20 protein-coding genes are annotated in these 21,186 nt (G+C 66.8%); 18 read left to right on the top strand and 2 right to left on the bottom strand.

Annotated elements, in window-relative coordinates:
• The first annotated feature begins 205 nt into the window (after nucleotides 1-205).
• The 12 genes from eccCa to A5788_RS08845 all read left to right on the top strand — a co-directional run bounded on the left by eccCa (nucleotide 206) and on the right by A5788_RS08845 (nucleotide 15,120).
• On the top strand, nucleotides 206-4,363 hold the full coding sequence (gene eccCa, locus A5788_RS08790; protein WP_064869649.1) for a type VII secretion protein EccCa: 4,158 nt from the start codon (nucleotides 206-208) through the stop codon (nucleotides 4,361-4,363).
• Nucleotides 4,360-5,685, top strand: a complete 1,326-nt coding sequence (locus A5788_RS08795; protein ID WP_064869647.1) for a type VII secretion-associated protein — start codon at nucleotides 4,360-4,362, stop codon at nucleotides 5,683-5,685. The genes eccCa and A5788_RS08795 overlap by 4 nt, the downstream gene beginning before the upstream one ends.
• 180 nt (nucleotides 5,686-5,865) lie before the next feature.
• On the top strand, nucleotides 5,866-6,309 hold the full coding sequence (gene rplM / locus A5788_RS08800) for a 50S ribosomal protein L13 (RefSeq protein WP_049699623.1): 444 nt from the start codon (nucleotides 5,866-5,868) through the stop codon (nucleotides 6,307-6,309).
• Nucleotides 6,306-6,908 (top strand): 30S ribosomal protein S9, encoded by a 603-nt coding sequence (gene rpsI, locus A5788_RS08805; RefSeq protein ID WP_053117479.1) that lies wholly within the window; start codon nucleotides 6,306-6,308, stop codon nucleotides 6,906-6,908. Before rplM ends, rpsI begins: the two co-directional genes overlap by 4 nt.
• Before the next feature lies 1 nt (nucleotide 6,909).
• On the top strand, nucleotides 6,910-8,313 hold the full coding sequence (glmM, locus tag A5788_RS08810; protein ID WP_064869645.1) for a phosphoglucosamine mutase: 1,404 nt from the start codon (nucleotides 6,910-6,912) through the stop codon (nucleotides 8,311-8,313).
• A gap of 4 nt (nucleotides 8,314-8,317) precedes the next feature.
• Nucleotides 8,318-9,016 (top strand): HAD family hydrolase, encoded by a 699-nt coding sequence (locus A5788_RS08815; RefSeq protein ID WP_064869643.1) that lies wholly within the window; start codon nucleotides 8,318-8,320, stop codon nucleotides 9,014-9,016.
• Between the two features lie 204 nt (nucleotides 9,017-9,220).
• Nucleotides 9,221-9,583, top strand: coding sequence for a hypothetical protein (locus A5788_RS08820; protein ID WP_231894172.1), 363 nt, complete (start codon nucleotides 9,221-9,223; stop codon nucleotides 9,581-9,583).
• Nucleotides 9,580-10,572 carry a hypothetical protein gene (locus tag A5788_RS08825; protein ID WP_156525471.1) on the top strand — a complete coding sequence of 331 codons (993 nt, stop codon included), beginning with the start codon at nucleotides 9,580-9,582 and terminating at the stop codon, nucleotides 10,570-10,572. The genes A5788_RS08820 and A5788_RS08825 overlap by 4 nt, the downstream gene beginning before the upstream one ends.
• Nucleotides 10,569-10,844, top strand: a complete 276-nt coding sequence (locus tag A5788_RS08830) for a hypothetical protein (protein WP_049699619.1) — start codon at nucleotides 10,569-10,571, stop codon at nucleotides 10,842-10,844. The genes A5788_RS08825 and A5788_RS08830 overlap by 4 nt, the downstream gene beginning before the upstream one ends.
• Nucleotides 10,845-10,854: 10 nt before the next feature.
• The gene (locus tag A5788_RS08835) at nucleotides 10,855-11,790 is read left to right on the top strand and encodes a dienelactone hydrolase family protein (RefSeq protein ID WP_064907294.1); all 936 of its coding nucleotides are present in this window, start codon (nucleotides 10,855-10,857) and stop codon (nucleotides 11,788-11,790) included.
• A gap of 6 nt (nucleotides 11,791-11,796) precedes the next feature.
• Nucleotides 11,797-13,659, top strand: coding sequence for a glutamine--fructose-6-phosphate transaminase (isomerizing) (gene glmS / locus A5788_RS08840; protein ID WP_064868461.1), 1,863 nt, complete (start codon nucleotides 11,797-11,799; stop codon nucleotides 13,657-13,659).
• A 6-nt stretch (nucleotides 13,660-13,665) separates the two neighbouring features.
• Complete coding sequence (locus tag A5788_RS08845) at nucleotides 13,666-15,120, top strand: bifunctional ADP-dependent NAD(P)H-hydrate dehydratase/NAD(P)H-hydrate epimerase (protein ID WP_064868464.1); 1,455 nt, start codon at nucleotides 13,666-13,668, stop codon at nucleotides 15,118-15,120.
• A gap of 50 nt (nucleotides 15,121-15,170) precedes the next feature.
• On the opposite strand, the gene A5788_RS08850 is transcribed toward A5788_RS08845, so the two are convergent.
• Entirely contained in the window at nucleotides 15,171-15,563 is a 393-nt protein-coding gene (locus A5788_RS08850; protein ID WP_064907295.1) for a hypothetical protein, read from the bottom strand.
• Between the two features lie 163 nt (nucleotides 15,564-15,726).
• Between A5788_RS08850 and alr the strand changes: the two genes are divergently transcribed.
• The 6 genes from alr to tsaD are packed head-to-tail and all read left to right on the top strand — an operon-like array spanning nucleotide 15,727 to nucleotide 20,736.
• Nucleotides 15,727-16,929: an alanine racemase gene (alr, locus tag A5788_RS08855; RefSeq protein ID WP_064868504.1), complete on the top strand. Its 1,203-nt coding sequence runs from the start codon at nucleotides 15,727-15,729 to the stop codon at nucleotides 16,927-16,929.
• Nucleotides 16,926-18,053: an alpha/beta fold hydrolase gene (locus A5788_RS08860; protein ID WP_064868470.1), complete on the top strand. Its 1,128-nt coding sequence runs from the start codon at nucleotides 16,926-16,928 to the stop codon at nucleotides 18,051-18,053. The genes alr and A5788_RS08860 overlap by 4 nt, the downstream gene beginning before the upstream one ends.
• Nucleotides 18,050-18,502, top strand: coding sequence for a tRNA (adenosine(37)-N6)-threonylcarbamoyltransferase complex ATPase subunit type 1 TsaE (tsaE, locus tag A5788_RS08865; protein ID WP_064868473.1), 453 nt, complete (start codon nucleotides 18,050-18,052; stop codon nucleotides 18,500-18,502). Before A5788_RS08860 ends, tsaE begins: the two co-directional genes overlap by 4 nt.
• Nucleotides 18,495-19,196, top strand: coding sequence for a tRNA (adenosine(37)-N6)-threonylcarbamoyltransferase complex dimerization subunit type 1 TsaB (tsaB, locus tag A5788_RS08870; protein WP_064868477.1), 702 nt, complete (start codon nucleotides 18,495-18,497; stop codon nucleotides 19,194-19,196). Before tsaE ends, tsaB begins: the two co-directional genes overlap by 8 nt.
• Complete coding sequence (rimI, locus tag A5788_RS08875) at nucleotides 19,193-19,690, top strand: ribosomal protein S18-alanine N-acetyltransferase (RefSeq protein ID WP_064868480.1); 498 nt, start codon at nucleotides 19,193-19,195, stop codon at nucleotides 19,688-19,690. Before tsaB ends, rimI begins: the two co-directional genes overlap by 4 nt.
• Nucleotides 19,687-20,736, top strand: coding sequence for a tRNA (adenosine(37)-N6)-threonylcarbamoyltransferase complex transferase subunit TsaD (gene tsaD / locus A5788_RS08880; RefSeq protein WP_064868483.1), 1,050 nt, complete (start codon nucleotides 19,687-19,689; stop codon nucleotides 20,734-20,736). Before rimI ends, tsaD begins: the two co-directional genes overlap by 4 nt.
• On the opposite strand, the gene A5788_RS08885 is transcribed toward tsaD, so the two are convergent.
• Entirely contained in the window at nucleotides 20,737-21,147 is a 411-nt protein-coding gene (locus A5788_RS08885) for a MarR family winged helix-turn-helix transcriptional regulator (protein WP_064868486.1), read from the bottom strand.
• Nucleotides 21,148-21,186: the final 39 nt, after the last annotated feature.

A 21,186-nucleotide genomic window follows, 5' to 3' on the forward strand; every position in this document is an offset into this window, starting at 1 on the left:
GTGGGCTCGGAGATGTGTATAAGAGACAGCCCCCGACCGGGCTGCCCCCGCCCGTCCTCGACGTGTCCACAGATGTCATGTTTGTCCGTTCTCCCCGCGGTTGGGAGTTAACATAGCGAACTACGACATCGACGACCAGCCAAGTCTCAACAGGGCTAGAAGCCATGAGGCGCAGCGTGTGTCCGGGTTCTGTGGGGGAGATGAGTTGGCTTCGACGACCGAGGGGTTCGTGCGGCGTGCGCGGATCGCCATGCCGCGTACCCCCGGCGGTGAGTTGACGATCGCGCCCCCGCCCGACGTTCCCCGTGTGGTCCCCGGGAACCTGTTGATGAAGCTGCTTCCGGTCGTCATGGTCGTCGCGGTCATCGGAATGCTGGCGTTGATGTTCGCGACCGGCGGTCGCAACATTCTCAGCAACCCGCTGTTCATGATGTTTCCGCTGATGATGCTCATGTCGATGTTCGGCATGTTCGCCGCGGGTGGTCGGGGAGGGGGTAAGCGCGCCGCGGAGCTCAACGAGGAGCGCAAGGACTACTTCAGGTACCTCGGACAACTGCGGGAACAGGTCCGCGACACCGTCGACGCGCAACGCGCAGCGCTGACCTGGAGCCATCCCGACCCGCGCGCACTCCCGACGCTCATCGGTACGCGCCGGATGTGGGAACGACGGCCATCCGATGCCGACTTCGCACATGTCCGGATCGGTGTGGGCGCGCACGGGCTCGCGACACGCCTGATGCCGCCAGAGACCGGGCCACCCGAAGACCTCGAGCCCGTCTCGATGGTGGCGTTACGCCGTTTCGTCCGAACGCATTCCGTCGTTCACCGATTGCCGACGTCGATCTCCCTGCGCGGGTTTCCGGCAGTGAACATCGGCGGCGTGCGCGGGGAGACACGCGACGTGGTGCGCGCCCTCGTCGCAGAGCTGTGCGTGTTCCACGGGCCCGACCATCTGCGGATTGCGATCGTCACCTCCGACCCCGTCGGCGAGGCGTGGGACTGGACGAAATGGCTTCCTCACGTGGGACATCCGAGTCTTCGTGACGGACTGGGGCCGATGCGCATGATTTTCGAGTCGCTGGCTGATCTGGAGACGTCGCTTGCCGCGGAACTACTCGACCGCGGTCGATTCAGTAGGTCCGCGCCGCCCGTCGCCGGTCGAGCGCATCTCGTCGTGATCATCGACGACGGCCACGTCGCCGGTGACGAGAGGCTGATCAACGATGCCGGTACCGAGCAGGTGACCGTTCTCGATCTGTCCGCTCCGCCCGACGGCCTCGCGGCGCGACGCGGACTCGAGCTGACGATTCGCGGCGGAAAGGTTTGTGCGCGAAGCGCTGTCGGCATCGAGGAGTTCGCCGACATGGATGGGTTGACGATCGCCGAAGCGGAGGCCATGGCACGCAGACTGGCTCGCTATCATGTGGCAACCGCGGCGAGCCTGGCCAACCTGGACTCCGAAGCTACGGCGGGAGACCCGGGACTGCCCGCTCTCCTCGGCATCGACGATGTTGCCCGATTCGATCCCGCTGTCGAATGGCGCGGACGGACGGGCAAGGATCGTCTGCGTGTTCCCATCGGTTTCCAGCCGAATGGAACCCCTGTCGAACTCGACATCAAAGAGAGCGCACACGGCGGAACCGGGCCGCACGGATTGTGCATCGGCGCAACGGGTTCGGGGAAGTCGGAGTTTCTGCGCACGCTTGTCGTGTCGATGTTGGCGACCCATTCGCCCGCCGAACTCAACCTGGTGCTCGTCGACTTCAAAGGCGGGGCGACGTTCCTGGGGCTCGAATCGGCGCCACACGTCGCGGCGATCATCACCAACCTCGAACAAGAGCTGGCGATGGTCGATCGGATGAAGGATGCGCTCTCCGGTGAGATGACTCGTCGCCAGGAGGTGCTTCGTGCCTCGGGAAACTTCGCCAACGTCGCCGAGTACGAGCGTGCGCGCGCGTCGGGTGTGCGTCTCGAGCCGATGCCAGCGCTGTTCATCATCGTCGACGAGTTCTCCGAATTGCTCTCCCAGAAGCCTGATTTCGCCGAGCTGTTCGTAGCGATCGGCAGACTCGGGCGTTCTCTGCACATCCATCTGCTGCTGGCCTCGCAGCGGTTGGAGGAGGGCAAGCTGCGCGGTCTCGACAGTCACCTGTCGTATCGCATCGGGCTGAAGACCTTCTCGGCCAACGAGTCGAGGTCGGTGCTCGGCGTTCCCGACGCCTACCATCTGCCGAGCGTCCCTGGCTCTGCGTACCTCAAATGTGACAGCGCCGAACCGATCAGGTTCAACACCTCGTACGTGTCAGGTGCCTATCACTCGCCGTCTGCCTACCTCGACGAGATCGACGAGGACCCCGACCGTCCGCGCGCCACGATGAAATTGTTCTCGGCGTTGCCGGTGCCACTCGACGGTGCGGACTACGGCGGGGCACATTACTCAGTGGCGCAGGAAGGTTCGGTACTCGACGCCGCGCTGGCCTTGCTCGACGAGGAGCCGCCGGCCGTCGACGCGAGCACTGCAGGCATGAACGCGGTCGACGGAAGCGCGTCGGGCGATTCCGGTGACAACGGCAACGTCGGTGCCGACGTCGTCGGAGTCGGGGTTCCGACGTTGCTGCAGACACTTGTCGGGAGGATTGCCGGACACGGGCCTGCAGCGCACGGTGTCTGGTTGCCACCGCTCGACGAGTCGCCGACAGTCGATGCGCTTACCGGTTGGGACGTGAACCGGGCTACCGCACCAGGCAATCTCGTCGCTGCCGTCGGCATCGTCGACCGCCCGTATGACCAGCGTCGCGACCTGCTCCTGCTCGACCTGTCCGGCGGCGCAGGCAATGTCGCGGTTGTCGGTGGTCCGCAGTCGGGCAAGTCGACGACGCTGCGGACTCTGGTCATGTCGATGGCGGCAACGCACACGCCCGAGCAGGTTCAGTTCTACTGCCTCGATTTCGGTGGAGGCAGCCTCGCGGGTCTGACCGGTGTCCCGCACGTCGGGTCGGTGGCTTCGCGCGGCGACCTCGACGCGGTGCGTCGCACGGTCGCCGAGGTGTCGGCGATCCTGCGCCGTCGCGAATTGTTGTTCGCGCGCTTGGGAATCGAGTCGATGCAGGATTTCCGCGCGCGTCGGTCGCAGTGGTTCGCCACCGGCGTCCTCGCCGACGACGACCCTCTCGGCGACGACCGGCACGGCGATGTGTTCCTCGTCTTCGACGGCATCGCGGTGCTCCGCGGCGAATTCGACTTCCTCGACGAACAGATCAGCACGCTTGTCTCACAGGGACTCTCGTATGGAGTCCACGTCGTCATCGCGGCGTCGAGATGGGCAGAGGTCAAGCCGGCGATGCGCGACCTGATGGGCAGTCGGATCGAACTGCGGCTCGGCGACCCCAGTGATTCGACGATGGGCAGGCGCGCGGCGGCATCGGTGCCGCAGAATCGACCAGGACGCGGGCTCACGGCACAGGAGCTACACATGCTCATCGCGCTGCCGAGGCTCGACGGGGTCTCCTCGGCGCAATCGCTACGCGCAGGCGTCGCTCACGCCGCCGAGAAGCTGCAGACCATCTACGGGGCCGACCGGCAAGCAATGCCGGTTCGCAAACTCGGCACCGAGATCACGCGTGAGCGCGTCGACGAGTTGTTGGCGGCGTCGTCGATCACGTTGGCGCCCAACCAGGTAGCGATCGGCGTCGGCGAACTCGAGCTCGCCCCCGTCATCCTCGACTTCGGCGTTCAGCCGCACTTCATGGTGTTCTCCGACGTCGAACACGGCAAGACCAACGTGCTCAGGACGATCGTGAACGGGCTCGTGCGCAATTCGACGCCGGACGAGGTCAAGATCGTCCTCGTCGACTTCCGCCGGACCATGCTGGGCATCATCGAGGGCGATCATCTCGCGGGCTATGCGAGCTCGACCGAGAACGCGGGATCGATGATGACCCAGCTCGCGGGCTACTTCCGTGACCGGCTGCCACCGGAAGACCTCACGGTGCAGCAGCTGAAGGAACGTAGCTGGTGGTCGGGCCCCGACATCTACGTCATCATCGACGACTACGACATGGTGGCCACCGGCGCGCGGCATCCGATCGAACCGCTGGTCGAGATGGCGTCGCACGCCCGCGATATCGGACTGCACATCGTGCTCGCACGTCGGTCTGGTGGCGTCGGTCGGGCGATGTTCGATCCGGTGATCGCCCGCCTGAAGGACCTGTCGAGCGACGTGCTGCTGATGAGCGGCGACCGCGACGAGGGCTACATCGTCGGTCGATCCAGAATGCAGCAGCTCGTGCCCGGCCGCGGAGAACTCGTGTCGCGGGTCAGGCCGCAGGAGATGATCCAGGTGTCCCTCGAGGCGGATCAGTGAGCGTCACGATCCCGCGGGAACTGCTCGCACCGGCCGCACCGACAGTCCCGCCGGTCGTCGTCGACCTTGCGTACGGCGAGGCGGTCGTCGACACCATGACCGGGCCGGAGCTCCTCGATGTCACCTTCCTGCTCGACCACATCGACCCGGCCGTGGTGACCGTGGAAGGTGCGTCGCGTGATGTCGCAGAGCTGTGGCGTGAGGTGTTGTGGAACATCGCTCGCAGCGTGAGCGGCAGACCCATCCTGATCGGCCACCCCAGCACCTGGGGGTCGGTGCGGTGCGGAGTTCTCTCCCGGGCGGCGGCAGGTATGCACCCGCCCGTGAGCCTGATACCGCGCGCTGTTCTCGTGGCCCGCAGTCATAGCGACACCGTGATGGGCAACTGCGTGGTCGTCGAGACGACACACCGGCCGAGCTATCCGGCCGACACGGTGCCACCGACCTGGGATGTTGCGCGGATGGTTCGCACCTCCGCGGGATGGGCGATCGAGCGCAGCGGCGTCATTACTGTCGACGGCGATGCGCAGGCGGGGGAAAAGATCGTCGAGCTCATCGACGACTCGATCGAGGCGGTATTCGTCGACGGTGCCGACCGTAATCAGGTACGCGCCGCGATCGAGGAGATCTGCGCGCACACCGTCGCCGGACGCGTCGTTCCGGTCGATCGGGGACTTGTCCGTCGGCACGGAGCACGGACGACGGTTATCGCCCCGCTACCCGAGGCGGTGGGTGCTCAACCGGACGACACACGTGCACGCCAGTCGTTCGCGCGGCGGTACCGACTGCCGATCGCATGCTGTGCCGCGCTCGTCGTCGGTCTGGTGGTGCTCGGCGTCGTCGGATGGGGACACGACGCGCCACAGGGCCCGGCATACCGCGACGCCGTGGTCGGCCGCACGACGCTCTCGGTGCCCGCCGCCTGGCATCACAGTGCACCGCCGATGCCCGGCGATCCGACCGATCGTGGCGAGGGCCAGACCCGCAGTGTCTTCACCGATCCGGGGTCCGGTGGTCGGATACTCCTCGTGCAGAGCGACGTCCGGTCGGCGTCGACGCTCGACTCGGTGGCGAACAGTCTGCGCAACCGGATCAGTCAGCGCGGCGACGACGTGGTGAGCGAGTTCTCGGCGTCGACAAGGTTCGGAGATCGCGAGGTGATCGCCTACCGCGAGGCACCCGCGTCGGGGTCGGCGATCCGCTGGTACGTGCTGGTCGACGACGACCTTCAGGTGAGTATCGGGTGCCAGGCCGGTTCTGCGGGAGAATCGGTCGACGCCCACTGTGCACGGGCTGTGTCGACGGCGCGGATCGTCCCGTGAGGCCACCAGCCGCGTTTTGACCCTGACCTGCGGCGTCGCGTACTCTGAATCGCTGGTGCGTGACACCTTCGCTCCCGCGCGGAGCAAGGTAGCAGAGCCCCGGGTCCCCACTGGTCGCCGGGAATCGTCTCCGTCTGCGCTCCTGACCAGCACCATCGACATAAGAGTTGAGGACCACCTGTGCCTACTTACACCCCGAAGGCCGGTGACATCACGCGTACGTGGCATGTCATCGACGCCAACGACGTGGTGCTCGGCCGGCTGGCCGTGCAGAGCGCGAACCTGCTCCGCGGCAAGCACAAGCCGACCTACGCACCCCACATGGATGGCGGCGACTTCGTCATCATCATCAACGCCGAGAAGGTTGCGCTGACCAGCAACAAGGCTGACCGCAAGCTGAACTACCGGCACTCCGGACATCCGGGTGGCCTCAAGGTGCAGACCACCGCAGAGCTGCTCGACTCGCACCCCGAGCGGGTCGTCGAGAAGGCGATCAAGGGAATGCTGCCCCACACCAAGCTCGGCCGCGCAATGGCCTCGAAGCTCAAGGTGTACGCAGGCCCGAACCATCCCCACGCGGCCCAGCGCCCCGTTCCCTTCGAAATCAAGCAGGTGGCTCAGTGAGCAACGAGAACATCAGCGACGAGGCTGTGGAAAACGCAGTCGAGAACGCCGCCGAGGCGCAGGCCGCTGCCGGTGAGAACACCGCTGCCGCAGAGGGCGCTGTCGAAGCTGCCGTCGAGGCCGCTGTCGAGCTCGAGCAGGCCGCAGACGATTACGACACCGAGGCACCCGCTGCCGCCGAGGTCACCATCGATCGTGGTCCCGTGGTCATCGACCGTCCGATCCAGACCGTCGGTCGCCGCAAGGAGGCCGTGGTCCGCGTCCGCATGCTGCCCGGTTCGGGTGGCTTCACCCTCAACGGCCGCAGCCTCGAGGACTACTTCCCCAACAAGGTTCACCAGCAGCTCATCAAGGCTCCGCTGGTGACCGTCGAGCGCACCGAGTCGTTCGACATCTACGCCAAGCTCGTCGGCGGCGGCCCCTCGGGCCAGGCCGGCGCGCTGCGTCTCGCGATCGCCCGTGCCCTCATCGAGGTCACCCCTGAGGATCGTCCGGCACTGAAGAAGGCCGGCTTCCTCACTCGCGACCCGCGTGCGGTCGAGCGCAAGAAGTACGGCCTGAAGAAGGCCCGCAAGGCGTCGCAGTACTCCAAGCGCTGACTTGGCACGCCTGTTCGGTACCGACGGCGTCCGAGGCCTGGCCAACGACCAACTCACCGCAGAGTTGGCGTTGCGCCTGGCCTCGGCCGCCGCGGTCGTTCTCGGAGACCTTTCCACAACCGGCGACACCGCATCAGCCGGCGACAGCACCACGGGCTTCCGGCCCCAGGTGGTCGTCGGTCGTGATCCGCGCGCGTCGAGCGAGATGCTCGAAGCCGCCGTCTGTGCCGGACTCGCCTCGGTCGGCGCCGACGCCATCCGCGTGGGTGTGCTGCCGACGCCCGCCGTCGCCTTCCTGACCGGCGACTACGACGCGACCTTCGGTGTGATGATCTCGGCGTCGCACAATCCGATGCCCGACAACGGCATCAAATTCTTCGGCGCGGGCGGGCACAAGCTCGACGACGACGTCGAGGACCAGATCGAAGCCGTGATGACCTCCGGCGACGTTCCCCATCCCACCGGTGCGGGCGTTGGCCGTCTGCGCGAGGCACCCGACGCCGGTGCCCGCTACGCAGCGCATCTCGCCGCGGCCATCGACGCGCGACTCGACGGACTCAACGTCGTCGTCGATTGCGCGAATGGTGCTGCGGCACAAGTGGGTCCGCAAGTGTTCGCCAGCGCTGGTGCCACTGTCACCACCATCCACGCCGAACCCGACGGCATCAACATCAACGCCGACTGCGGCTCGACGCACATGGAGAAGTTGCAGGCGGCAGTGCTGGAGCACGGCGCCGACCTCGGCATCGCGTTCGACGGCGACGCCGACCGCTGCCTCGCAGTCGACTCGACCGGACAACTGGTCGACGGCGACGCGATCATGGCCATTCTGGCCACCGCACTGCGTGCCCGCGGCCGACTCGTCGACGACGTGCTGGTCGCGACCGTCATGAGCAACCTCGGTCTGCACATCGCCATGCGCGAAGCGGGAATCGAGGTGCGTACCACCGCTGTTGGCGATCGATACGTGCTCGAGGAACTGCGACGCGGAGGCTATTCGCTCGGTGGTGAGCAGTCCGGTCACATCGTCTACCCGCAGGCGGGAACGACCGGCGACGGCATCCTCACGGGGTTGCTGCTGATGGAGCAGATCGTCAGGTCGGGCAAGCGTCTGGCCGAACTCGCGTCGATCGTCACCGTGCTGCCGCAGGAACTCATCAACGTTCGAGTCACCGACAAGCACGCGGTCGCGATCGCCGACTCGGTGCGCGACGCCGTCGAGGCGGCCGAGCAGGAGTTGGGATCGACAGGACGAGTTCTGTTGCGCCCCTCGGGAACCGAGCAACTCGTCCGCGTCATGGTCGAGGCACCGACTCCCGAGCTCGCACACGGCATCGCCGAGCGGATTGCGTCGGTCGTCGCCGAGGCAGGCGCGTCGGCGCGGTTGGCATCGGGACGTCGGTGACACGATGAGCGGCGCTCCCAAAGCAGTCCTTTTCGACTTCTCCGGGACGCTGTTCCGCTTCACCGACCAGCCCGAATGGTTTGCCGACCTCCACGACGAGAACGGTCAACCGCTGCACCTCGACCACCAGATGGAACTCATCCGACGGATGACACAGCCCGTCGGACTTCCCGCCGCCGTCGAAGACGACGATCGGATCTCTTGGGAGAGAAGAGATCTCGATCCGGCCGAGCATCGTCGTGCATATCTGGCGATTCTGCGGGCATCGGGACTGTCGGTTCCCGGCCAGGCGGAGTCGCTCTATGAACGCGTGCTCGACCCCGCGTCATGGGAGCCGTTCGACGACACCGCGACGGTACTGCGGGGCCTGAAGGCGGCGGGTGTTCCGGTCGGCATCGTCAGCAACATCGCCTTCGACGTGCGCAAAGTACTCGAGCGCGTCGGTCTGCGCGACCTCGTCGACGCGTACGCACTGTCCTACGAGGTCGGCGCGATCAAGCCCAATCCGAGGATCTTCGAGGCCGCCCTCGACGAGCTCGGTGTCGCGGGCTACGACGCCCTGATGATCGGGGACAGCTCCGAAGCCGACGGTGGGGCGACGCGCATCGGCAGCGCCTTCGAGCTCGTGCACGACGTGCCGCCGCAGCAACGCCCGACAGCCCTGGTCGACGCCGTGGAGCGGCACGGAATCGCTTTGTCGTAGCGTTTCGCGAGCTCGTCGATTGCGACTGCTGCCGAGCAGTCTTCGGCTGCGCCGAGAAATCTCGGCGAACATGGAACCCGCGGCGCATTCTCACCGTCTAGACTTCAACGCCACACGTAGATAGCCGCATATCGGGCAGCCCGACGAGGTGCCCGGCGCTATCTCGACAGCGCAGGCGGCAGACGGGGTGGGACTGTGTCGGAAGTGAGTTCGCAGGCGGCGGGAGAGCGTCTCCGCGTCGACTTCGATCAGGTGCACGGGGTGGTCTCGTTCTATCGGCGTGCGTCGCTGGTCGTCGGCGCCGCCGCATCCGACATGGAGTCGGCCGCCTTCGGCACGTGGTGTTCCGGCGAGGCGTACGCGACCCTCGCAGAACGCTACATCGCGATGGGAGACCATCTCGCACAACGACTTCGGGCCCAATCCGTCGCTGCGGCCGATCTCGCGGACACACTCGAACGCGGCATCACCAGCCTCGACGACGCCGATGCCGATCTCACGCATGTCATCCGACGAACCGCTGACGGCGATTCGGCGACCGTGAACCCGGCTGGAGCAGGCGAGTGACGCACGCGATGGGGGAGGTGCTGGACAGTCTGCCGGTCCTACGCGAGCAGGCGATCGCGAGCGTCGACGACCTGATCTCGCTGATGGGTGCCGGTCGGTCACTCGGGGTCGACGTTCCCGCCGACGACGAGCTGCGAGAACCGTTGGCGCGCATCGGACAATTCGACGTCACCGCACTCGCCGACGATGCGCATCGGCTCGCGGCAGCACATCGCGCGGTGGCCGATCAACTGCACTGGCTGCCCGAGCAGCAGATCAGACTCGACGACGGGTGGTCGGGCGCATCGGGCGACGCCACGACCGCGCTGCTCGTCGCACATCAGCGTCGCGCAGAGTCGGATCTCGGTGTGCTGCGCACCGTGTCGGAGTCGACGAGCAGTGCGGCGTCGGGAATCGATCGACTATTGCGGACCTGGTACGTCACGGTCGCGCGTTGCTCCTGTCCCATTATCGCGGGCGTCCCGATCGCCGAGTTACCCGCAGCGGTCCTCACCGGGACGGTGCCGCTCTCGCTCGTGGCGGCAGACATCGCCTCGCGCGTGCGCCTGTTTCTCGACACCGCCGACACGACGGTCCGCACGCTCGACGAGATCCTCCACACGCTCAACCGGGCGACCGAGGGGCTGGATGTCGAGACGTATCCTGATCGCGGACACGGCCGATCCGACGTGAATCACCCTGCACCACAACGGATGTCGGTAGATTTCTCAGACAACCCGCCGGCGCAACGCGATCATGACGAAGGTGGGAGTGGCGGTGGCGCTGAGCGGGAGGTCCAGCCGTCCGATCGCACCGTCGAGCACGAGAACGTCGATGTTCCGCTCACCCTGCCGCAACCCGACGGTGGTCACCCCGACAGCGACAGTGCCCACCCCGACAGCCCGACCCGCCCGGCCCCGACCGACACGGCGCCCGCTTCGCAACCGCCCTCGACGTCGCCCGACGACGTCGACTCGGGCGCAGACCTGGCACTGGCAGGAGACCAATGAGCCTCGCGGATCAGATCGACGCCATCGCTCGCGGCGCTACCGAATCGATCGTCGGCGCGTCGCGTGAGTTCACCGCAACGCAGGCCGAGTTGGCGAGGACTCTGGCCGAGCATCGACGGCGGTCAGGAACACAGACGGCCAGGATGCGCGACCAACTCGTCGACGACGCCGACGAGGCCGATGCGGTGCCTCGGCTGCTGCTGCCCGCAGATCTGGCCGACGCGAGTCCGCATTCTCCCCCTGAGGCGCTTTCGGGCGGTGTGACCACATAGGCTGAGCAACGTGGCCCGGAAAAAGCGCGTCTCCACGAAGTCTCCCGACAAGTTGTCCAAGCAGCTTGCTCGACGAGGTCCGCACAAGGTGTTGCGCGGCGACCTCGGCATCGTCGGAATGCCCGGTCTGGTCTTCACGCCGGCCGACGCCGGTCGGTATCCGGCTATCGCATTCGGTCACGGGTGGCTCACCGGTGCCGACCGCTACCGCTCGCTGCTCTATCACTTGGCGTCGTGGGGGATCGTCGTCGCAGCCCCCGACGATCAGAAGCGTGTGATGGCCTCCGACATCGCGCTGGCGGCACAGATGCGCGCGGCGGCGTCGATCGTCAGCAATTACTCGCTCGGCACCGGAGAGATCACCGTCGACCGAGACCGCATCGGGTTCGTCGGGCACGGTTTCGGTGCGTCCGCGGCCGCCATCGCCGCGGGTGATCAGCAACTACTCGGGCAGGAAGCACGGGACGTGCGCGGCGTCGTCGCACTGTTTCCGGCTCCGACCACGCAAGCGCTGCCGCAGGCCGCGAAGACCGCAACTGCTCCGTGTCTGCTGCTGACCGGGGCCGGAGATCTCGACAACGTCGACGCCAACGGACTCGCGCTGGCTCGTGATTATGCGGGCGATGTGTCATTGCGCACCATCCCCAAGGCGACTCGGGCGGGCATCGTTGAGCGGCCCTCGGTCAAGTCGCTACTCGGATTCGCTGCGGTCGACCGCAAGTCCCATTCGACCGTACGTGCGATGACCACGGGATTTCTGCTGTACACCCTCACCGGCGACCCCCAGTACGCGGGCTTCGCCGACGCCGAGGCGCAGATTGGCAAGACCACGGTCGTCGACGTCGACGAAGCGCCGCAGGAGCGCCTTGATTCGGTATCGCGATTGCTGGGTGCCAAGTCGGGCGGCGGGGCTCGTCAATTGCTCGCAAAAACCCCGGTACGCTGAACATCTATGTGTGGAATTGTCGGATACGTGGGCAGGCGAGACGCCCTCGACATCGTTGTCGAGGCGCTGCGTCGAATGGAGTACCGCGGATATGACTCGGCGGGTGTCGCCATTCTCGACGGGCACGGTCACACGACCGTCGAGAAGAAGGCAGGCCGTCTCGAGAACCTGGACAAACAGATCGCCGCGGTCGGTCGCGAAGCCCTGACGGGCACGACCGGAATGGGGCACACGCGGTGGGCGACGCACGGTCAGCCGACCGATCGCAACGCGCACCCGCATGTGAGCACCGACGGCAAGATCGCCGTCGTACACAACGGGATCATCGAGAACTACGCTCCGCTGCGAGACGAACTCGAGGCCGCGGGCATCGAGTTCACCTCCGACACCGACACCGAGACCGCGGTGCACCTCGTCGAGCGCGAGTACAACTCCGGCCCGACCGCAGGCGACTTCGTCGCGAGCGCATTCGCCGCTCTGCGTCGACTCGACGGTGCGTTCACGCTGGTCTTCACGCATTCCGATCACCCCGACACGATCGTCGCGGCACGTCGGTCGACGCCGCTGGTCGTCGGTGTCGGCAAAGACGAGATGTTCGTCGCGTCCGACGTCACCGCATTCATCGAGCACACGCGCGACGCCGTCGAACTCGGCCAGGACGAGGTCGTGGTGATCACGGCCGAGAGCTACACGATCACCGACTTCGACCAGAACCCTCGCCCCGGCAAGCCGTTCCACATCGACTGGGATCTCGCGGCCGCTGAGAAGGGTGGCTACGACTACTTCATGCTCAAGGAGATCGCCGAGCAGCCCCGCGCGCTCGCCGACACCCTGCTCGGGCATCTGGAGAACGGTCGGATCGTGCTCGACGAGCAGCGCCTGTCCGACGACGACCTGCGCGACGTCGACAAGGTCTTCGTCGTGGCGTGCGGAACCGCGTATCACGCGGGCATGCTCGCCAAGTACGCGATCGAGCACTGGACCCGGCTGCCCGTCGAGGTCGAGTTGGCCAGCGAGTTCCGGTACCGCGATCCGGTCCTCGACCGCCAGACGCTCGTCGTCGCCATCTCCCAGTCGGGCGAAACGGCCGACACGCTCGAGGCGGTGCGGCACGCCAAGGATCAAAAGGCCAGGGTCTTGGCGATCTGTAACACCAACGGTGCGCAGATCCCGCGCGAGTCCGACGCCGTGCTCTACACGCACGCCGGACCGGAGATCGGCGTCGCGTCGACCAAGTGCTTCCTCGCGCAGATCGCCGCCGCGTATCTCGTGGGACTCGCGTTGGCGCAGGCCAGGGGCACAAAGTACGCCGACGAGGTCGCGCGTGAGTTCGGTGCGATGGAAGCGATGGTCGATGCGGTTCGCGAGGTGCTCGACACCATGGAGCCCGTCCGCGATCTCGCCCGTTCGCTCGCCGATCGCGGCACGGTGCTGTTCATCGGTCGCCACGTCGGCTATCCGGTGGCGCTCGAGGGCGCGCTCAAGCTCAAGGAACTCGCCTACATGCACGCGGAGGGATTCGCTGCCGGCGAGCTCAAGCACGGCCCGATCGCACTCATCGAAGACGGACTGCCGGTCATCGTCGTGATGCCTCAGGCCGACGGTCGCGCGGTGCTGCACTCCAAGATGGCCAGCAACATCCGCGAGATCCAGGCGCGGGGTGCGCGGACGATCGTGATCGCCGAAGCCGACGACGACTCCGCGCGTGCCGTCGCCGATCACTTCATCCCGATCCCGAAGACGCCGACGCTGCTGCAGCCGCTGGTCTCGACCATCCCGTTGCAGGTCTTCGCGGCGAGCGTCGCGCAGGCTCGCGGCTACGACGTCGACAAGCCGCGCAACCTCGCCAAGTCGGTCACCGTCGAGTAGGTCCTGATGCCGGTCAGCTACCTCACCGCCGACGCCGTCCGCGCCGCGGAACGCGCGACAGGGGAACTGCTGACCAACGGCACACTGATGCGCCGCGCCTCGCACGGCGTGGCTCAGGCGGTGGCCGCGCTTCTGGCCGAACGCACGAACGGTGTGGTGGGACGGGCCGTCGGGATCGTGGTCGGGGCAGGCGACAACGGCGGCGACGCCCTCTACGCCGGCGCTGAACTCGCCAGACGCGGCGCCGCGGTCAGCGCGACGCTGCTCGCCCCCGACAAGGCACATGCCGGTGGGTTGGCGGCACTTCGACGTGCACGTGGTCGGGTCGTCGAAACGCTCCCGAGTTCGCTCGACGTCGTCATCGACGGCGTCGTGGGGATAGGCGGTCATGGGCCGCTACGGCCAGCAGCTGCAACGGTTTTCGCGTCCGTCGATCCGCTGACTCCGATCGTGGCCGTCGACCTTCCATCCGGTGTCGACGCCGACACCGGGCAGATCAACCAGCCCGCCGTCCGCGCCGACGTCACGGTCACGTTCGGCGTACGACGACACGCGCACCTGCTCGCCGCACCGCAATGCGGACGCGTAGAACTCGTCGACATCGGTCTCGCCGAGGACCCGGAGGGTGCACCGCTGGTGTCGACGCCCCCGACGCGGCCAAGGCTGTACTCACTCACCGATACCGAGATCGCCGACGCCTGGCCGGTCCCCGGACCGCACGACGACAAGTACACGCAGGGTGTCGTCGGAGTGATCGCGGGATCGCATCGGTATCCGGGCGCGGGCATCCTGTGCACGGGAGCCGCGGTGACCGCGACGTCGGGGATGACTCGGTATGTCGGGTCGGCGCACTCCGAGGTGGTCGAGCACTTTCCGGAGGTCGTCGCGGTGCCGGAGTTCGCCGACGCCGGTCGTGTGCAGGCGTGGATCGTCGGACCGGGAGCAGGAACAGACGACGCTGCCGTGGATCTCCTGGGAAAGATCCTCGCCACCGAGCTGCCGGTCCTCGTCGATGCGGACGGATTGACCGTCCTGTCCGAGCATCCAGACCTGGTACGAGGACGCGAGGCGCCGACGTTGCTGACGCCGCATGCGGGTGAATTCGCTCGCCTCACCGGCGAGGAGGTGGGTGCTGACCGCCTCGGGGCGGTGGCGGGGCTCGCTCAGCGCTGGGGTGTGACGGTACTGCTGAAGGGGCGCATCACGCTGGTCGCCGAGCCCGACGGCACGGTGTTCGGCAACGACGCGGAATCGTCGTGGGCGGCGACAGCAGGAGCGGGAGACGTGTTGTCGGGCATCGCTGGTGCGCTGCTGGCGGCGGGCCTGCCACCGATCTGGGCGGGTGCGGCTGCAGCGAGGGTGCACGCCCGGGCAGCGGCGTTGGCCAGCGGTGGAGCGCCGATCGGTGCGTCGAATCTGCTGGCTGCGCTCCGGCCAGCTCTGCGCACACTGCTTGTCTGAAGGAGTCCGTAGCCCTGGCTGGTCAGGGAGCTTGCTGAAGACGGCCCTTGCTAGAAATTCAGGTAGAAGGCAAGGACTGCATGCCCGATCAGATTCAGGCCTGTGACCACCCATGCCGTGACGATCACCCAGGGCGCGCCGAGATGGCGTGTCTGCGAGATGACGGTGAGCGCGAGTGCCGCGAGCGTCATGATGCCCGAAGCGACGATGAGGCCCGCTGCGACCGCCAGCAGAGCGACTCCGACATACCCTATGGCGTTGCCGGCTTCGGCGCCGCTGATGGTGAGGACAAATCCGAATAGCCCCGCGAGTTCGGCCAGCGGTAAGACGCCGATCGACACCGCGTTGAGCACGAATGACCAGGCGAGCGCAGCCTTGCTCGGCTGAGCGGCTCCGACATTCGGCATCGGGTACGAACTGGGGTTGTAGGGCACGAATGTCATCGGGAACCTCCGGTGAGCAGGGAGTTGGGGGATTGGCGTGAGCGCCACGGTCCAGTTCACTCGCTGGTCGCCGCGTGCGGATGCGGGAGACTACTCACCTGCGTGGTGGGAATCGCTCGAGTGTGCCGCCGACCACTCCGTCGGATCTGGGACAATGGTCGCGATGACCTCACATGATTCGACGCCCGATGCGCCGGTGGCTGCCGAGACCGGCCTTCCCGCAGCGCTGACGGCGTTCATCGACCTCGACGCGATCGCCCACAACGTGGGTGTCGTCCGCGCGGCGGCCGGTACGGACGTGATCGCCGTGGTCAAAGCGAATGGCTACGGTCACGGCGCCGAGCCTGTTGCGCGTGCCGCGCTGGCGGCGGGCGCCACAGAACTCGGGGTCGCCCACATCGCAGAGGCGCTCGCGCTGCGCGAGGCAGGTATCGACGCGCACATCACGGCGTGGCTGCACACCAACCATGCACCGTTCGACGCCGCGATCGGCGCTGACATCGATATCGCGCTGTCGTCGCGGCGTCAACTCGCCCTGGTTGCCGACGCCGCGCGACGTCTGGGACGAACCGCCACCGTGACCGCCAAGGTCGACACCGGTCTCAACCGCAGCGGCGTCGCCGCAGACGAATGGGCCGACTTCGCCGACGACCTCGCCAAAGCGAAGGCCGACGGGGCCGTACGGGTTCGAGCGATCATGTGTCATCTCGTACGCGGCGACGAACCCAAGCATCCGCTGAACTCGCAGCAGGCCGAACGCCTCGACGCCGCTGCCGCCGATCTCGTGCGGCTCGGAAGTCCCGCGGAGGTGATGCACATCGCCAATTCGCCTGCCGCACTGACACGTCCGGACCTGGCACGTGACCTCGTTCGGCCAGGCATCGCGCTCTACGGATGCACTCCGATTCCGCAGCGCGGCGACTTCGGGTTGGTGCCGGCGATGACGTTGCGGGCCGAGGTTGCTCTCGTCAAGAAACTTGCTGCGGGGCAGGGTGTTTCGTACAACCATCACTGGACGTCGGATCGCGACACCGTGATTGCTGTCGTCCCCGCAGGCTATGCCGACGGTGTGCCGAGGTTGCTATCCAATCAGATGCGGGTGCAGGTCAACGGTCGGGGATTTCCGCAGGTCGGTCGAGTGTGTATGGACCAGTTCGTCATTGATCTCGGACCAGACGGAGGCGGGGTCGCCGAGGGCGACGTCGTCGAATTATTCGGCGCCGGAACACGTGGCGCTCCCATCGCGCGTGACTGGGCCGATCAGATCGGCACCATCGATTACGAGATCATCACCGGCATCGGCGCTCGCGCGCATCGGCAGTACGTCGGTGGGGGAGCCGTGGCCGGCAACGTGGGGCACCAGTGAAGCCGTACGAACGGGTTGGCCTCGTGGCGGGTCTCGGAGGTCTCGGAGCGCTGGGCGGGTTGGCCGTCGCGGGTGCCGGACGTGCGCTGGCTCGGCGTCGTGTCGACGCACTCGACGATCCCTATGCGGGAATCGATTTCACCGCCATCTACTCCGACGAGCCGTCGACTGTCACCACCGACGACGGGCTGGCGCTCGCAGTGCGCACCGTCGACCTCGGGGGCATCGCGCCCGGCGAGAAACCGGAGCTGACAGTGCTGTTCGTGCACGGCTTCAGCCTTCGTATGGCGTCGTGGCACTTTCAGAGATTCGACCTCGCCGAACACTGGGCGCAACGGCGAATCCGACTGGTGTTCTTCGATCATCGCGGACATGGGAAGTCCGACGCCGCGCCCCCTGACACCTGCACGATCGCACAACTCTCCGACGACGTCGCGGCCGTGATGCGGACCGTCGCACCGTCGGGACCTGTTGTGCTGTGCGGACATTCGATGGGTGGCATGTCGATCATGGCGCTCGCGCGACGCCACGCGGAGCTCTTCGGTCCTGACGGGCCCGTGGCAGGCGTCGCGCTCGTCGCCACCGCCGCACGTGGACTGACCGAGGCAGGTCTCGCGCGCGGACTGCGCAACCCCCTCGTCGACGCGTTCCGCGCGACTGTTCGACACACCCCGCGCGTGATCCAAGCCGGGCGCGACCTCACCAGGCTGGTCCTCGAGCCGGTCCTCGTGTCGGCAAGCTTCGGGCCCGACTTCCACAGCCCCGCACTCGGTCGGGCCGTGGAGAAGATGATTCAGAACACGCCGATCTCCACTGTCGTGAGTTTCCTGAATGCGTTGGAACACCACGACGAATCGATGGGCCTGCCGGTCATCGCCGCCGTGCCAACGGCTGTCGTCTGTGGAACCGCCGACCAGATGACACCGCTGCCCAACTCGCTGCACATGTTCGGCGACCTCGGCGACGACTCCCGACTCGACATCGTCGACGGCGCAGGCCACATGGTCTTGATGGAGCAGCCCGACCGCGTGACCGACGCCATTGCCGACCTCGTGGAGCGGTCGCGGGCAGCGCGCCCGCAGCCGCGGCGTCGTCGAATCCCGTTGTTGGGCAGGCGACGATGAGCGACGCCGATGATGTCCAGACTCGTGAGCTGCCCGATGTCGTCGACACCGAGGCATTGGGAGCCGAACTCGCACAAGGCCTCTCGGCCGGTGACGTCGTCATCCTCGACGGGCCGCTCGGGGCGGGTAAGACGGCACTCGCACGCGGTATCGCCTCCGGTCTCGATGTGGTTGGCAGGGTGTCGTCGCCGACCTTCATCATCGCTCGTGAACACAAACCCGGTTCACCCGACCGTCCTGGGATGGTGCACGTCGACGCGTACCGCCTCGGTGGACTCGACGAACTCGACGCGCTCGACCTCGACACCGATCTCACGGACGCGGTCGTCGTCGTCGAATGGGGCGAAGGCGTCGCGGAGCGTCTCGTAGACCGGCACCTGCTGGTGCGCTTGCAGCGCGATCCCGATACCGATGTCCGTCACGCACAATGGAGTTGGATAGATGGATGAGATGACGGTGCTCGTCATCGACACCGCGACCGATGTGGTGGTGACCGGCGTCGGGACGGTCGACGGTAGTGGTGTGCGTGTGTTGGCCGACCGTGCGACGGCCGACCACCGGCGGCACGCGGAAGTGCTGACAACGCTGATGTCGGAGGCACTCGACGAGGCCGGTGTGCGCCGAGACGGGCTCGACGCTGTCGTGGTCGGTTGTGGCCCAGGACCTTTCACGGGTCTACGGGTCGGCATGGCGACCGGCGCCGGATTCGGCGACGCGCTCGGTCTTCCGGTGTACGGGGTGTGCTCGCTCGACGCGATCGCCGCCGACGCCGCGCAACACTTTCCGGCCGGATCGTCGATGGCTGTGGTCACCGACGCGCGACGCCGCGAGGTGTACTGGGCGCGTTACCGCGACGCTGCGCGGGTCAGTGGTCCCGACGTGTCGGCACCCGCGGTGGTAGCCGAATCGCTTGCGGCGCAGCCGGTCGACGTCGCGGCGGGCTCGCCGAGTCATCTCGAACTGTGTGGGTGGCAGGGCGAGCCGTCGCTGGTGACCACGCCGACGGTGCGCGGTCTGCTCCTGGCAAGTGCGAGCGACGTCGTGGCAGGCGCAGCGCCGGGACCGCTCGTCCCGCTCTATCTCCGCCGCCCGGATGCCGTCGAACGAAAAGACCAGCGCGCCAAGGCGGTGACTCCGAAATGACCACTCACGAGTTGCTGATCGACCGGCTCGACTATTCGGACATTCCACGGTGCGCGATGCTCGAGCGTGAGATGTTCGTCGGTGATTCACCGTGGCCCGCAACCGCATTCCGTGCCGAGCTCAACGCGCCCTACAACCGATACTTCGCGGCGCGCGAGACGCCAGGTGGCGAAGTCGTCGGATACGCGGGCATTTCGACGCTGGGCGGCGAGGGCAACTTCGAGTGCGAGATCCACACCATCGCCGTCGCGCCGAGTCATCGTGGTCTCGGCTACGGACGCGCATTGCTCGACGTGATGCTCGACGTCGCCGATGCCGCGGACGCCCCGGTCTACCTCGAGGTCAGGATCGACAACGACACCGCGATCGCGCTGTACGAACGCAACGGCTTCGTCCGACGTGGTGTGCGCCGCAACTACTATCAGCCCTCCGGCGCCGACGCCTACACGATGGCGCGGCCCTCGGTGTCGGGGCGTGGAGGTGATCCCACATGATCGTGATGGGCGTGGAGAGTTCGTGCGACGAAACCGGAGTCGGGATCGTCGAGTGGACGCCGGGTGAGGGTGACGGACCCGGCGAGGTCACGCTGCTTGCCGACGAGGTGGCCTCGAGTGTCGACGAGCACGCACGCTTCGGGGGAGTGGTGCCGGAGATCGCCTCGCGCGCACACCTCGAAGCGATCGTGCCCGCCATGCAGCGGGCGCGTGAAGCTGCGGGGATCGACAAGCCGGATGCCATCGCCGTCACCATCGGGCCGGGCCTCGCAGGCGCGCTGCTCGTCGGAGTTGCTGCCGCCAAGGCGTATTCGCTGGCGTGGGATGTACCGCTGTATGCGATGAATCATCTCGGCGGGCACGTCGCCGTCGACACACTCGAACACGGGCCGATGCCCGAATGTGTCGCGCTCCTCGTCTCGGGTGGCCACACCCATCTCCTGCACGTCACCGATCTCGCCGACCCCATCGTCGAACTCGGCACCACGGTCGACGATGCTGCCGGGGAAGCCTTCGACAAGGTGGCGCGCCTGCTCAACCTCGGCTTCCCGGGCGGTCCCGCACTGGATAAGGCTGCGGCACAAGGCGACCCGCACGCGATCGAGTTCCCGAGAGGCATGACGGGGCCGCGTGACGCCCGCTACGACTTCTCGTTCTCGGGGGTGAAGACGGCGGTGGCACGCTACGTCGAGAAGTGCCGCCGCGATGGCGTCGACGTCCCGGTCGCCGATATCGCGGCGTCGTTTCAGGAAGCCGTGGCAGATGTGTTGACACTCAAGGCGGTTCGCGCGTGCACAGACCTCGGCGTCGACACCCTGGTGCTCGGCGGCGGTGCGACGGCCAACTCCCGGATTCGGTCGCTGGCGCAAGAACGTTGTGCCGCAGCCGGAATCACGCTGCGCGTGCCGAAGCCGCGCCTGTGTACCGACAACGGCGTCATGATCGCCACGCTGGGCGCGCACGTCATTGCGGGCGGCGCGCAACCGTCACCGCTGACCGTGGCCACCGATCCGGGGCTGAGTGTGCAGGTGTCGCAAGAACGCTGATCAGTCCTCGCGCAACAGTTGCGGGCACCCATCCGTGAGCGACGCGAGAGTCTCGCGCTGCGTCGGGCGTGCCTGCGCATACCGCTGCTCGCCCGAGGCGGTCAGGGTGGCGAAAACCGAACGTCGGTCTGAGGAACACATCGTGCGGACAACCAGCCCGTCCTTCTCCAGTCGGCCGACCACGCGGGAGAGTGCGCTCTGGCTCAGATGCACTCGGCTTGCCAGCTCGCTCATCCGGGCTTGATGGTCGTCGGCCTCCGCGAGCAGCTCGAGTACCTCGAACTCGCTCGATGAGAGTCCGTGCTTGGCCTGCAGCTCACGGTCGAGACTGCACAGAACCTTGTTGTAGCGGATCGACAGATCTCTCCACGCGGCAGCCAACTGGTCCTCAGAAGTCACCGCCTTGGTCATGCACCGCATCCTACCCTGCAACTGCAATATATGCCTCAG

It is taken from the genome of Gordonia sp. 852002-50816_SCH5313054-c (assembly GCF_001665925.1).
Lineage (GTDB): Bacteria > Actinomycetota > Actinomycetes > Mycobacteriales > Mycobacteriaceae > Gordonia > Gordonia jacobaea.